The sequence below is a fragment of the Pseudomonas sp. W5-36 genome (assembly GCF_046540455.1).
Classification (GTDB): Bacteria; Pseudomonadota; Gammaproteobacteria; order Pseudomonadales; family Pseudomonadaceae; genus Aquipseudomonas; species Aquipseudomonas graminis_B.
In genome coordinates, this window is record NZ_JAXCIQ010000003.1 from 411,947 (window position 1) to 425,893 (window position 13,947).

At 60.1% G+C, this 13,947-nt stretch carries 13 protein-coding genes; 10 read left to right on the plus strand and 3 right to left on the minus strand.

Features of this window, described 5'->3' with window-relative positions:
- Positions 1–221 precede the first annotated feature (221 nt).
- Together SLW74_RS07805 and SLW74_RS07810 are read left to right on the plus strand one after the other, a co-directional pair.
- Entirely contained in the window at positions 222–893 is a 672-nt protein-coding gene (locus SLW74_RS07805) for a response regulator (protein ID WP_065992426.1), read from the plus strand.
- The gene (locus SLW74_RS07810; protein WP_410928541.1) at positions 886–2,310 is read left to right on the plus strand and encodes a sensor histidine kinase; all 1,425 of its coding nucleotides are present in this window, start codon (positions 886–888) and stop codon (positions 2,308–2,310) included. The genes SLW74_RS07805 and SLW74_RS07810 overlap by 8 nt, the downstream gene beginning before the upstream one ends.
- Positions 2,311–2,328: 18 nt before the next feature.
- On the opposite strand, the gene SLW74_RS07815 is transcribed toward SLW74_RS07810, so the two are convergent.
- Entirely contained in the window at positions 2,329–3,150 is an 822-nt protein-coding gene (locus tag SLW74_RS07815) for an HDOD domain-containing protein (RefSeq protein ID WP_065992430.1), read from the minus strand.
- A 97-nt stretch (positions 3,151–3,247) separates the two neighbouring features.
- Positions 3,248–4,189, minus strand: a complete 942-nt coding sequence (locus tag SLW74_RS07820; protein ID WP_065992432.1) for a YgfZ/GcvT domain-containing protein — start codon at positions 4,187–4,189, stop codon at positions 3,248–3,250.
- Between the two features lie 142 nt (positions 4,190–4,331).
- On the opposite strand from SLW74_RS07820, the gene SLW74_RS07825 reads away from it, so the two are divergent.
- Both SLW74_RS07825 and SLW74_RS07830 read left to right on the plus strand, forming a co-directional pair.
- Complete coding sequence (locus SLW74_RS07825) at positions 4,332–4,586, plus strand: succinate dehydrogenase assembly factor 2 (protein ID WP_065992433.1); 255 nt, start codon at positions 4,332–4,334, stop codon at positions 4,584–4,586.
- Entirely contained in the window at positions 4,570–5,037 is a 468-nt protein-coding gene (locus SLW74_RS07830; protein WP_410928542.1) for a protein YgfX, read from the plus strand. Before SLW74_RS07825 ends, SLW74_RS07830 begins: the two co-directional genes overlap by 17 nt.
- Here the strand turns inward: SLW74_RS07830 and nadB are convergent.
- Complete coding sequence (gene nadB, locus SLW74_RS07835) at positions 5,006–6,622, minus strand: L-aspartate oxidase (protein WP_410928543.1); 1,617 nt, start codon at positions 6,620–6,622, stop codon at positions 5,006–5,008. The two genes, SLW74_RS07830 and nadB, sit on opposite strands and share 32 nt — an antisense overlap.
- 495 nt (positions 6,623–7,117) lie before the next feature.
- On the opposite strand from nadB, the gene rpoE reads away from it, so the two are divergent.
- From rpoE to lepB, 6 genes are all read left to right on the plus strand, one after another.
- Positions 7,118–7,699: an RNA polymerase sigma factor RpoE gene (rpoE, locus tag SLW74_RS07840; RefSeq protein WP_037014368.1), complete on the plus strand. Its 582-nt coding sequence runs from the start codon at positions 7,118–7,120 to the stop codon at positions 7,697–7,699.
- Between the two features lie 33 nt (positions 7,700–7,732).
- Entirely contained in the window at positions 7,733–8,320 is a 588-nt protein-coding gene (locus SLW74_RS07845) for a sigma-E factor negative regulatory protein (protein ID WP_410928544.1), read from the plus strand.
- 8 nt (positions 8,321–8,328) lie between these two features.
- Positions 8,329–9,291, plus strand: a complete 963-nt coding sequence (locus tag SLW74_RS07850; protein ID WP_065992444.1) for a MucB/RseB C-terminal domain-containing protein — start codon at positions 8,329–8,331, stop codon at positions 9,289–9,291.
- Positions 9,292–9,583: 292 nt separating this feature from the next.
- Positions 9,584–11,020 (plus strand): DegQ family serine endoprotease, encoded by a 1,437-nt coding sequence (locus SLW74_RS07855; protein ID WP_410928545.1) that lies wholly within the window; start codon positions 9,584–9,586, stop codon positions 11,018–11,020.
- A gap of 171 nt (positions 11,021–11,191) precedes the next feature.
- Positions 11,192–12,988, plus strand: a complete 1,797-nt coding sequence (gene lepA / locus SLW74_RS07860) for a translation elongation factor 4 (RefSeq protein WP_065992448.1) — start codon at positions 11,192–11,194, stop codon at positions 12,986–12,988.
- 9 nt (positions 12,989–12,997) lie between these two features.
- A complete protein-coding gene (gene lepB, locus SLW74_RS07865) occupies positions 12,998–13,852 on the plus strand; it encodes a signal peptidase I (RefSeq protein WP_410928546.1) in 855 nt (284 codons plus the stop codon).
- The last annotated feature ends 95 nt before the right edge of the window (positions 13,853–13,947 follow it).

The window sequence follows — 13,947 nt, forward strand, 5'->3', positions numbered from 1 at the left end:
TCACGGCCCTGGCATCAGCAGCGTCGCGCGGGACGCAATCGTGACAAGTCGTAACGGGATCCTAATCAGCGAAGCTTTCGTGAACCTTTCAACTACCTTTCAGGAAGCTTTCAACTGATCCGCCTCAAGCGCAGGAGGTGGCTGTTCCCGCGCGCCGGACCTTCACAGACGACGGCGCCCCTGTAAACTCGGCCCATAAAATGCCCACTCTGGAGAAGTCGATGCGTGTCCTGCTCGTCGAAGATCATCTGCAACTGGCTGAAAGTGTCGCGCTGGCCCTCAAGAGCAGCGGCATGACCGTTGACGTTCTGCACGACGGCGTCGCAGCTGATCTGGCCCTGAGCAGCGAAGAATATGCCGCGGTGGTGCTCGACGTCGGCCTGCCGCGCATGGACGGCTTCGAAGTGCTGGCGCGTCTGCGGGCGCGGGGCAAGAACACGCCCGTGCTGATGCTGACGGCCCGCAGCGACGTCAAGGACAGGGTCCACGGCCTCAACCTCGGCGCCGACGACTACCTGGCCAAACCCTTCGAGCTGTCCGAGCTGGAAGCGCGGGTCAAGGCGTTGTTGCGCCGTAGCGTACTGGGTGGCGAACGCCAGCAACGCTGCGGGGAGCTGGTCTACGACCTCGACACCCGCCGCTTCACCTTGGGCGAAGAACTCCTCACGCTGACCTCCCGCGAGCAATCGGTGCTTGAATCGCTCATCGCCCGGCCCGGTCGGGTGATGAGCAAGGAGCAACTGGCGGCCCAGGTATTCGGCCTGGACGAAGAGGCCAGCGCCGACGCCATCGAAATCTACGTGCACCGTCTGCGCAAGAAGCTCGACGGGCACCCGATTGCGATCGTCACGTTTCGGGGTCTGGGTTATCTGCTGGAAAGCCGGGATGCTTAATCCGTTCCCTTCAGCGGAAAACAGCCTGCGCTGGCGCTTGCTGTGGAACCTCGGTCTGCTGCTGGTGGTGCTGATGATCGCCAGCGGCATGAGCGCCTACTGGAACGGACGCGAAGCGGCAGACACTGCTTACGATCGCACCTTGCTGGCTTCGGCGCGGACCATCGCTGCCGGGTTGTCGGAACGCGACGGCACCCTCAGCGCCGACGTACCGTATGTGGCCCTGGACACCTTCGCCTACGACAGCGCGGGGCGCATCTACTACCAGGTCAACGACATCAATCAGAAGCTCATTTCGGGCTACGAAAATATTCCCGCGCCGCCCCAAGGCACGCCGCGCACCGACGCCTATCCGGCGCTCGCCAAGTTCTACAGCGCGCGTTATCAGGGGCAGGATGTGCGAGTGGTGAGCCTGCTCAAGGCCGTGAGCGAGCCGAACATGAACGGCATGGCCGAGATTCGCGTGGCGGAAACCGAAGAGGCGCGGGTCGACATGGCCCAGGCCCTGATGGCCGATACCCTGCTGCGTCTGGGCATGCTCGGCAGCGGCGCTCTGCTGCTGGTCTGGTTCACGGTCAGCGCCGCGTTGCGACCCCTGGACCGCTTGCGCACGGCGGTGGAAGAACGCCAGCCTGACGATTTGCGCTCGTTGCCGCTGGTCGAAGTGCAGCACGAGCTGCGTCCGCTGGTCAGCTCCCTCAATCATTTTACCGAACGGCTGCGCATGCAGTTCGAGCGTCAGGCGCAATTCATCGCCGACGCCGCCCATGAATTACGCACGCCGCTGGCTGCATTAAAGGCGCGGCTGGAGCTGGGGCTGCGTGATCAGGAGCCTGCGGCGTGGCGTAACACGCTGGAGAGCGCCGCCTCCGGCACCGACAAACTGACCCACCTGGCCAACCAGTTGCTGTCGCTGGCACGCATCGAAAATGGCGCGCGGGCCATTGCGGAGGGCGGCGCACAATTGCTCGACCTCAGTCAGCTGGCCCGGGAGCTGGGCATGGCCATGGCGCCGCTGGCCCATGCACGGGGTGTGGCATTGGCGCTGGAAGCCGACGAGCCGGTGTGGATGCGCGGCGAACCCACGTTGCTCAACGAACTGCTGAGCAACCTGGTGGATAACGCCCTGGCTCATACCCCGGCGGGCGGCAACGTGATTTTGCGTGTTCATGCGCCGTGTGTGCTTGAAGTCGAGGACGACGGCCCCGGCATCCCCGCCCACGAGCGCGAGCGAGTGTTCGAGCGCTTCTACCGGCGTAATCAGCAGAGCAAGGGCTCCGGTCTGGGATTGGCGATCGTGGGGGAGATCTGCAGGGCACACCTGGCGCGTATCACCTTGCATGACGGCGCACAGCGGGGCTTGAAAGTGAGGATGAGCTTTATGGTGCCGGAGTCGGGGCTGGTGGGGCTGGTTTGACCGGTTAGGTCAACAGGATCAGTACAACAGCGTCATTGCCTGGTTCATCTCGTTGATCAGCCCGCCATCGGCCATGTTCAGGCCCAACCGCGCCACGGCGGGAACGGCCTGAAACTGCAGATTCGAGTACGGCGTGCCGTTCATTTCGTGAATGTGAATCGTCGCGACCTGGACCAGATCCACGTAGTCAGCCTGACCCGAGACACGGCTGAAATTCTGGAATTCCCGGGGCACGATCGCCAGGCCGTCCGGGAAATCCCATGAGCGCAGCAGCCGCTCGCCAATGATCGGATGGATGCGTTCGATGACGTGATTGAGGCTGATCGGGTCGGCGAGCAACTCGTAGTTGTCCTCGGCGTACGTCAGGATCGGCAACACACCAATAAGGTGGATGAGCCCGGCCAGCGTGGCCTTGTCAGCCTTGAGGCGCGCACTGCGGTAACTGAGGACATTACACACCCCGGCCACCTGCATGCTGAGTTTCCAGATGTCGCGCATCTTGGTTTCGATGACGTCGGATTTGGCGTGAAACATCTGCTCCACCACCAGCCCGATGGCCAGGTTACAGCTGTAGTTAACGCCCAGCCGTCGGACCGCCGTCAGCACGTCGCTGACTTCGAAATTGGGCCGCAGCAGGGGGCTGTTGACGACTTTGATCAGCCGTGCGGAAAGCGCGGTGTCGCTGCCGATGACCTTGCTCAGTGCAGCAATGGAGATTTCCGAGTCTTCCGCCGCGAGGCGGATTTTCAGTGCAACTTCGGGGAGAGTTGGCAGAAACAGAGCATCCTTGTCGATCGCCTTGATCAGATCCCTCTGCACTTCGTCAGCCATGCTACTCATATTGGATCTCTGGACATTGCATTCCGGCCAACGGCCGTCCACACGAGGGGACGGCGCTGGCAACTACGCCGACGTCTTGCACATGCCTCAACCGGGTTCAACGCTGTGTTTCGAGCTTCGCGTCGAGGGTGTATGGCAATTCGCTCATTTGCAGGGCCTCGCCATCTGCCGCACCCAGATGGATCCGGCCATCTTCCGCCGCATCCGCCTGCAAGACCGCCAGCACCTCGATCCCGACATCAGACCGGGCCGCGATCACAACGTTGCCTACTGCGCTTGAGTGAACCGGCGAAAACAGTGCAGCGCCCGGTTCAGGCAGTTCTGTGCTGCCCATGGTCAGGCGGTACAGCCGGCGTTTCAGCTTGCCGAGGTACTGCATGCGCGCCACGATTTCCTGGCCGGTGTAGCAACCTTTCTTGAAACTCACACCGCCCACGGCTTGCAGGTTGATCATCTGCGGAATGAATTCTTCGCGAGTCTGCCCGACCACCTGGCCGATGCCGGCGCGAATCTGCCCCAGCAACCAGTCGTTGAGCGGCGCTTGCGGCACGTGGGAGATCAGCCGGCTGCGCACGTCCTCGGCCTGCTCGGCACGTACCCACAATTCGGCACGGGCAGGGGAGACGCGAATGGCGATGAGGTCATTGGCGCGGACCACCGAGTCGGTCTCCTGCGCAAGGTCGAGGCCAAGGCTGACCAGTGCCCCGTCGCCATCCTGCAAGCCGAATCGCACCCAGGACACGCTTTCGTCGGTCAGTTTGGATTTGGAGAAAACCGCGTATTTCTTCAGGTCCAGCAATTGCGCTTCGATCAGCTCGCTGGACATCGCCAGCAGCACGCCATCACCTTCGAGCAGGATGCGGAAGCTCGACTGCATGCGGCCTTTTTGCGTGCAGCGCGCACCGAGGGTGGCTTTGCCTTCGCTTAGGTAGTCGATGTTGCAAGTCAGTTGGCCTTGCAGGAATTTGCCGGCATCCACGCCGCGAACGGCGAGCACACCTTCATGGGACAGGGGGCAGAAAAATGCTGGAACGGCCATGAGTCATCGCAGGGTAGAAGTCTGGGGCACCATCATAGTGCCGCGTGTCGTTAATGGGTATACGCAAAAAGCTGCGACTAACTGCAAGTACGCCCCGGGACGATGCGCCTGTATACTCGCCGGCAAATTCGAGGAGCCCTCCATGGTCGAAGATGTTGAACTCAATCGCCTCTTTTGGCACAGCCGTCGCGGCATGCTCGAGCTGGACGTATTGCTGGTGCCGTTCGTCAAAGAAGTCTACCCGACGCTCAATCAGGTCGATCGCGACCTCTACGTGCGCCTGCTGACCTGTGAAGATCAGGACATGTTCGGCTGGTTCATGCAGCGCGCGGAATCCGAAGATCCGGAGCTGCAACGCATGGTTCGGATGATCCTGGACCGTGTCCAGCCGAAGTGATCGCTTCGAATGCCGTTGGCAGCCTTCCCGGGCGCTGCTGACGGCGTACCTCGTCACGCAAATCCTTGCGCTGGCGTCGACCGTTTTCCTTTCAATTCCCTTGTGGGCAAAAGCCATCGGCGTCTTGCTGTGCGCCTTGCACGCAGCACGCAGTCTCCGGACGTTCATTCTGCTGGACCGGCCTCAGTCATCTACGGGGGTGCGCCGTGACGGCAGCGGCTGGGCGTTGTGGAGCGAGGAGGGCGGCTGGCAACCGGTGCAGCTGCGCCCCGACAGCCTGGCGCTGCCGCACCTGGTTGTGCTGCGTTTCAGGCGGATGACGGGCCATTGGCTGAGCCGCATGTGGGTGCGAAGCCTGTGCATCCCGGCAGACGCCATGGCCCCGGACAGTCACCGACGCCTGCGTTTGCGCCTGAAGTTCAGCCGGCGAAGGTGGGCGGCACCAGAATAGTGTCCAGCGCTTCGGGCAGCATGTCGGGGTAATCCAGCGTGTAGTGCAGACCGCGGCTTTCTTTGCGCGCCATCGCTGAAGCAATCATCAGCTCTGCCACTTGGGCCAGGTTGCGCAGCTCGATCAGATCGCGACTGACCTTGTAGTTGCTGTAGAACTCGTCGATCTCGTCCAGCAACAGCCGCACCCGATGCTGAGCGCGCTGCAGACGCTTGTTGGTGCGCACGATGCCCACGTAGTCCCACATGAACCGACGCAGCTCATCCCAGTTGTGGGCGATGATCACGTCTTCGTCGGAATCGGTCACCTGGCTCGAATCCCATGCCGGCAGGTTTTGCGGCTGGGGGACGTGCTCAAGCTGAGTCACGATGTCTGCCGCAGCCGAGCGGGCGTACACGAAGCACTCCAGCAGCGAGTTGCTGGCCATGCGGTTGGCGCCGTGCAGGCCGGTGAAGCTGGTCTCGCCGATCGCATACAGTCCAGGCACATCGGTGCGGCCCTGTTGGTCAACCATAACGCCGCCACAGGTGTAGTGCGCCGCCGGCACCACCGGAATCGGTTGACGGGTGATGTCGATACCGAACGTGAGGCAACGCTCGTACACGGTCGGGAAGTGGCTCTTGATGAAGTCTTCGGACTGGTGACTGATGTCCAGAAACACGCAGTCGGCGCCCAGGCGTTTCATCTCGTGGTCAATCGCCCGGGCAACGATGTCGCGGGGAGCCAATTCGGCCCTTGGGTCAAAACGCTGCATGAAGCGTTCGCCATCGGGCAGCTTCAGGTAAGCGCCTTCGCCGCGCAGGGCTTCGGTAATCAGAAAGCTCTTGGCCAAGGGGTGGTACAGGCAGGTGGGGTGGAACTGGTTGAACTCCAGATTGCCCACGCGGCAGCCTGCGCGCCAGGCCATCGCGATGCCGTCGCCGCAAGCGCCGTCTGGGTTGCTGGTGTAGAGGTAGACTTTCGCCGCGCCGCCGGACGCCAGAATGGTGAAACGCGCGCTGTGGGTGTCGACCTCTCCCGTCGAACGATCCAGCACGTAGGCGCCCAGGCAACGCTGCCCTTGCAGGCCCAGCCGGGACTCGGTGATGAGATCGACTGCCACGCGCTGTTCCAGCAATTCGATATTGGGGCGTGCGCTGGCCTGCGCCAGCAATGTGCGGAAGATCGCCGCGCCGGTAGCGTCGGCGGCATGAATAATCCGGCGATGGCTGTGACCCCCTTCGCGGGTGAGGTGAAACTCGAAGCCGCCGTCCACGACGGTCGAGGGGTCATCGCGGGTAAAGGGCACGCCAAGGTCGATCAGCCATTGAATGGCCTCGCGGCTGTGCTCGACGGTAAACCGGACTGCGTCCTCATGGCACAGGCCGCCGCCCGCGTTGAGGGTGTCTTCCACGTGTGACTGTATGGTGTCGGCGTCATCCAGCACTGCCGCAACGCCGCCCTGAGCCCAGAACGTCGAGCCGTTCGCCAGATCGCCTTTGCTGAGGACCGCCACGCGCAAATGCCCGGGCAATGTCAGGGCAAGACTCAAACCGGCTGCGCCGGAGCCTATTACCAATACGTCGTGCTGGAAATGCTGACTCATCTCAGGTACCGGCGTCTAAATGGCCACTAGTATAAGCAAGTGTGGAACGGCACAATGTCCGCGCTTTATGGCAACGGTGAATCACGGTGGGAGCGAAGTGTGCGCCACCTCGCAATCTCCCGCACCCCGTTTGATGGATGCGATCTTTCCCACAGCTTCATATGGATTGAGTCCTACAACTGACGGGGGATGTGTCTTACGGCCAATAATGAACGATGGGAACTTTTCACGAACCCGCACGTTCAATAGTGGGTTGCCCATAAAGGAACAGCGTCGACGTTGCGCAGTGGCAGTTTCCAGCCAGTACGAACGTTTTTGACGACAAGATTATTTACGCAGCCGACCTGGTTCGAGCGGCGTTTTCTGTGCGGGCAGCAGACGCCCGCCGGAAACTTGCTTGAAGGGGGGAGAACTTTTGCTTAAAGCCCGAGTCTATGTTTGCAAGCCTGCGAAAGAGCCGATGCGATGCTCCTTTAAGCTTTATGAGGAGTGTTCATGCTAACCCAGGAAGAAGATCAGCAGCTGGTTGAACGCGTACAGCGCGGCGACAAGCGAGCGTTTGATCTGCTAGTGGTGAAATATCAGCACAAGATTCTTGGGTTGATCGTGAGATTTGTTCACGACACCCACGAAGCCCAGGATGTTGCGCAAGAGGCTTTTATCAAAGCCTATCGCGCACTTGGTAACTTCCGCGGTGACAGTGCGTTTTATACGTGGCTGTACCGTATCGCCATTAACACGGCGAAGAACTATCTGGTGTCGCGAGGTCGGCGTCCGCCGGATAGCGATGTCAGATCGGAAGACGCGGAGTTCTACGATGGCGACCACGGCCTCAAGGACATCGAGTCGCCAGAACGGGCATTGCTGCGGGATGAGATCGAAGGCACCGTCCATCGAACCATCCAGCTACTGCCAGAAGATTTACGTACAGCTTTAACGTTGCGTGAGTTCGACGGTCTGAGTTACGAAGACATTGCCAGTGTCATGCAATGTCCGGTTGGTACCGTGCGCTCTCGCATTTTTCGCGCTCGGGAAGCCATCGACAAAGCCTTGCAACCTCTGTTGCAGGAAACCTGAGACAGCGGCGATAGCCACAAGAGAGGAACCGCCATGAGTCGTGAAGCCCTGCAGGAATCGCTGTCCGCGGTGATGGATAACGAAGCGGACGAATTGGAACTGCGTCGGGTGCTTAGCGCCATTGAAGATGCAGACACACGAGCCACCTGGTCCCGTTATCAGATTGCCCGTGCAGCAATGCATAAAGAACTGTTGCTGCCTTATCTGGATATTTCGGCTGCCGTTGCTGCCGGAATCGCTGATGAAGTCAGCCCGTTGAAGGCCGGTCGCGGCCCTTGGCGTACGCTGGGTCGCCTGGCGGTAGCCGCCTCGGTGACTGTTGCCGTTCTGGCTGGTGTCCGCTTGTACAACCAGGACGAAATTGCCGGGGCGCAACTGGCTCAGCAATCTCAGCCGGCCAACGTCGCAATGCCGCAGGCCAAAGGCCCGGCGGTGCTCGCAGGCTACACCGAGGGCGAGCAGTCCCCGGGTCCGATGGCCAGCGGTGTGCTGCAGAACCAGGCCGGTTGGCATGACCAACGTCTGCCAGGTTACCTGCGTCAGCATGCTCAGCAAGCTGCCATGAAAGGCGCTGAAGGCGCTCTGCCATACGCTCGTGCTGCAAGCCTGGAAAACCGTTAAGGAGGATCATGCGCGCCATCCCTCTACTGCCGCTTCTGCTGGGTGGATGGCTGGTCCTTCCAGCTCATGCCGATGACGCGCAAGACCAGCTGAAACGTCTTGCGCAGGCCGAGCAACGGCAAAGCTACACCGGCACATTCGTTTACGAGCGTAACGGAAGCTTCTCTACTCACCGAATCTGGCAGCGCGTCGCCGACGGCAAGGTTCGCGAGCATCTACTTCAACTGGATGGCTCTCCTCAGGAAGTACTGCGCGTCGACGGGGTTACCCAGTGCGTGAGCGGTACCCTCGAAGAGGGTGTGTCCAGCGTTCCCGATTCTCCGGCCCGAGCTTTTGATGCTGCCAGGTTGTCATCCTGGTATGACATCAAGTCAGCAGGCACCTCGCGTGTTGCCGGACGTGTGGCCAATGTGGTGACGCTTACCCCCCGTGATCAGCACCGCTACGGCATCGAACTGCACCTCGACAGTGAAACCGGTCTGCCATTGAAGTCGTTGTTGCTCAGTGACAAGGGCCAATTGCTCGAGCGCTTCCAGTTCACCGACCTCAACACCTCGCAGTCGCTGACTGATCAGATGCTGTCGCCAAGTGCTGACTGCAAGCCGGTTGAAGTGGCCAGGTCCAAAGCAGATGCGCCAAAGCAGAATGTTGCATGGCGCTCGGACTGGTTGCCTCCCGGTTTTGACCTGAGCAGCGCTGCCGCACGCAAGGATCCGGACTCGAAAAGTCTGGTGACGAGCCTGATGTATGACGATGGCCTCGCCCGTTTTTCGGTGTTCGTCGAGCCCGTCACTGGCGCCGCGGTCACGGACATCCGAACTCAGTTAGGGCCAACCGTTGCCGTCTCCCGTCGCGTAACCACACCCAAGGGTGATGCGATGGTGACCGTGGTGGGCGAGATCCCCATCGGGACCGCCGAGCGCATTGCGTTGTCGATGCGCGACGATGCTGCGACCACGAGTAAGAACTGATTCTGCACGCCGGTGATGGCCACTATGAAAAAGGTTTCATTCGGTCGTTTCACGTTCACAAGCCTTTAAATATGGGCTTCACTGGTACTGCTGAAATGTTTAGTGCGCTTTGTCGGTTGCAATCGGGTGTATTTTTTTCTATAGGTCACAGCTTCGCAGCTGTGGCCTTTGTTGTTTCAGGGTCCAGGAAACTGGAGCAGACACAGGTGTCACGGGAAGCCGCGACACACAGATGCTTCGCGAGCCTGCGGGCTCGTACCGCTTAACCATGCTCGTTGTAAACGGGAGCCATATGTCGATACCACGCTTGAAACCTTACCTGGCCTGGATGGCCGCTGTGCTGATGCTTGGACAGGTCTTCACCGCTCAGGCCGAAGCCCTGCCGGACTTCACCTCTCTGGTGGAGCAGGCTTCCCCTGCAGTCGTCAACATCAGTACGCGTCAAAAACTGCCGGACCGCGCGGTTGCCCAGGGTCAGATGCCTGATCTGGAAGGCCTGCCACCGATGCTTCGTGAATTCCTTGAGCGCAGCACGCCGCCAGGCTCCCGTGCGCCAGGGGGCGGCAAGGGGGATCGTCAGCGTGAGGCGCAGTCACTCGGCTCGGGCTTCATCATCTCCGCCGACGGGTTCATCCTGACCAACAATCACGTGATCGATGGTGCCGATGAGATTCTCGTGCGTCTTTCAGATCGCAGCGAAATGAAGGCCAAGCTGATCGGCACCGATCCTCGTACCGACGTCGCGGTGCTGAAGATCGACGGCAAGGACCTTCCCACCGTCAAGCTGGGTAATTCCGACAAGCTGAAAGTCGGGGAATGGGTGCTGGCGATCGGCTCGCCGTTCGGCTTCGATCACTCGGTGACCAAAGGCATCGTCAGCGCCAAGGGCCGCAGTCTGCCGAATGATACCTACGTGCCATTCATCCAGACCGATGTAGCGATCAACCCGGGTAACTCGGGTGGGCCGCTGTTCAACATGGCGGGCGAAGTGGTGGGTATCAACTCGCAGATCTTCACCCGTTCCGGTGGCTTCATGGGCCTGTCGTTCGCCATCCCGATCGACGTGGCGATGGATGTTGCCAACCAGCTCAAGGCCAGTGGCAAGGTCAATCGTGGCTGGTTGGGCGTCGTCATCCAGGAAGTGAACAAAGACTTGGCCGAGTCCTTCGGTCTGGACAAGCCTGCCGGTGCGCTGGTGGCTCAAGTGCTTGATGACGGTCCGGCAGCGAAGGGTGGCCTGCAAGTGGGCGACGTGATCCTGAGCGCCAATGGCACGCCTATCGTCATGTCCGCAGACTTGCCGCACCTGATCGGCAACCTGAAAGACGGCAGCAAGGCCGAGCTGGAAGTGATTCGCGACGGCAAGCGTCAGAAGCTCACGGTGACTGTGGGTGCACTGCCGGCCGAAGGCGAAGAGATGGGCGCGGCTGACACCGGTGTTGAGCGCAGCAGCAACCGCCTGGGCGTTTCCGTGGTCGATCTGACCGCTGAACAGATGAAGTCGCTGGACCTGAAGGGCGGCGTCGTCATCAAGGAAGTCCAGGACGGTCCTGCGTCGCTGATCGGTCTGCAGTCGGGTGATGTCATCACTCACCTGAACAACCAGGCGATCATTTCGTCCAAGCAGTTCACTGAAGTGGCCAAGGGCTTGCCGAAGAATCGCTCTGTCTCCATGCGCGTGCTGCGTCAGGGTCGTGCGACATTCATCACGTTCAAACTGGCGGAATAACCCGTCGGGAACAGCAAAAAGGAGCGGTCAGACCGCTCCTTTTTTTGTGCCCCCAGGGTGCATGGCGAGCAGGCGCTGCGCGTGAACGTGACGCCTGATCGTTCCTTCAGGTACAATTCCCGGCTATTTTTGGCGGGCAGTCTGCCTGCGACCTTTTTCGAGTGTTGATCCGTGAGTGATTTGAGTCATATCCGCAATTTCTCCATCATCGCCCACATTGACCATGGCAAGTCGACGCTGGCTGACCGTTTTATCCAGATGTGCGGCGGCCTGACCGAGCGCGAGATGGAAGCTCAGGTCCTCGATTCCATGGACTTGGAGCGTGAGCGCGGGATTACGATCAAAGCCCACAGCGTCACGCTTTATTACAAAGCGAAGGACGGGATCACCTACCAGCTCAACTTCATTGATACCCCGGGGCACGTTGACTTCACCTACGAAGTCAGCCGCTCGCTGGCGGCATGTGAGGGCGCGTTGCTGGTGGTCGATGCCGGTCAGGGCGTAGAAGCCCAATCCGTCGCCAACTGCTACACCGCTATCGAACAGGGCCTGGAAGTCATGCCGGTCCTGAACAAAATTGACCTGCCTCAGGCCGATCCGGACCGGGTCAAGGAAGAAATCGAAAAGATCATCGGCATTGATGCCACCGACGCCGTGGTCTGTAGCGCCAAGACCGGCCTGGGCGTCGACGAAGTGCTGGAGCGTCTGGTTCACACCATCCCGGCACCGACCGGCAACATCGAAGATCCCCTGCAAGCGCTGATCATCGATTCGTGGTTCGACAACTACCTGGGCGTTGTTTCCCTGGTGCGTGTGCGTCACGGCCGCGTCAAGAAGGGCGACAAGATTCTGGTCAAGTCGACCGGCAAGATGCACCTCGTCGATAGCGTGGGCGTGTTCAACCCCAAGCACAGCGCCACCGCTGATCTGAAAGCGGGCGAAGTGGGCTTCATTATCGCCGGCATCAAGGACATTCACGGCGCGCCAGTGGGCGACACCCTGACCCTGAGCACTACGCCGGACGTTCCGGTGCTGCCCGGTTTCAAGCGCATCCAGCCGCAGGTCTACGCCGGTCTGTTCCCGGTCAGCTCTGATGACTTCGAAGACTTCCGCGACGCGCTGCAAAAGCTGACGCTGAATGACTCTTCCCTGCAGTATCTGCCGGAAAGCTCGGACGCGCTGGGCTTCGGCTTCCGCTGCGGCTTCCTCGGCATGCTGCACATGGAGATCATCCAGGAGCGCCTTGAGCGCGAGTACGACCTGGACCTGATCACCACCGCACCGACGGTTATCTTCGAGCTTCTGCTGAAGACCGGTGAAACCATTTACGTCGACAACCCGTCGAAATTGCCAGACCTGTCCACCATCGAGGACATGCGCGAGCCGATCGTGCGGGCGAACATTCTTGTGCCTCAAGAGCACCTGGGCAACGTCATTACGCTGTGTATCGAGAAGCGTGGCATTCAGCACGACATGCTGTTCCTCGGCACGCAGGTCCAAGTGACCTACGATTTGCCGATGAACGAAGTGGTGCTGGATTTCTTCGACCGACTGAAGTCGACCAGCCGCGGTTATGCGTCGCTGGACTACCATTTTGATCGTTATCAGTCGGCAAATCTGGTTCGCCTGGACGTGATGATCAACGGCGACAAGGTCGACGCCCTGGCGCTGATCGTGCACCGTGACAACGCCGCCTACAAAGGCCGCGCGTTGACCGAAAAGATGAAAGAACTGATTCCTCGTCAGATGTTCGACGTGGCAATCCAGGCCGCCATTGGCGGTCAGATTATCGCGCGTACAACCGTCAAGGCGCTCAGAAAGAACGTACTGGCCAAATGTTACGGTGGTGACGTCAGCCGTAAGCGCAAGCTGCTCGAGAAGCAGAAGGCCGGTAAAAAACGCATGAAGCAGGTCGGCAACGTGGAAATTCCACAAGAAGCCTTCCTTGCAGTGCTCAGGTTGGAATAGTCAGGCCCTATGTCACTAAATTTCCCGCTGTTGCTGGTCGTCGCCGTGTTTGTCTGCGGTTTGCTGGCCCTGTTCGATCTGGTCATATTGGCGCCGCGTCGCCGTAACGCGATAGCGAACTATCAGGGCAGCGTGAGCCAGCCTGATGTCGCGGTCGTGGAGCGGTTGAACAAGGAGCCGTTTCTGGTCGAATACGGCAAATCGTTCTTTCCGGTGTTGTTCATCGTTCTGGTCCTGCGCTCGTTTCTGCTTGAGCCGTTCCAGATCCCGTCGGGCTCGATGAAGCCGACGCTGGACGTGGGCGATTTCATCCTGGTCAACAAGTTCTCGTACGGCATTCGCCTGCCGGTGATCGACCTCAAGGTCATCCCGGTCGGAGACCCGCAGCGTGGCGACGTGATGGTGTTCCGCTACCCAAGCGACCCCAACGTCAATTACATCAAGCGGGTAATCGGCTTGCCAGGTGATGTGATTCGCTACACCAACGACAAGCAGTTGTTCATCAACGGTCAGTTGGTGGACAAGCAGTTGATCGGTTCGGAGCCGGGCACGCTGGGTAGCGCAGAGCTTTACAACGAGAAGCTGGGCGAAGTGGAACACCAGATCCGTCAGGAAATGAGCCGCTACCGTGCGCCGCCTGATCATGAATGGACCGTTCCGGCCGCGCACTACTTCATGATGGGCGACAACCGCGACAATTCGAATGACAGCCGTTACTGGGATGATCCCAACATTCCCAAGGACGAGCTGGGCATGGTCCCCGACAAGAATATCGTCGGCAAGGCCTTCGCGGTCTGGATGAGCTGGCCTGAACCCAAGCTCAGCCACTTTCCGAACTTCTCGCGAGTCGGTCTGATCAAGTAACCGATGCGGCGCTGCCATTGGCAGCGCCGTATGTCATTCAGGGCCATGTTGCGTGGCCGATCTCGCAGGTGACAGGGAAGGGCTACTCTTGAAAA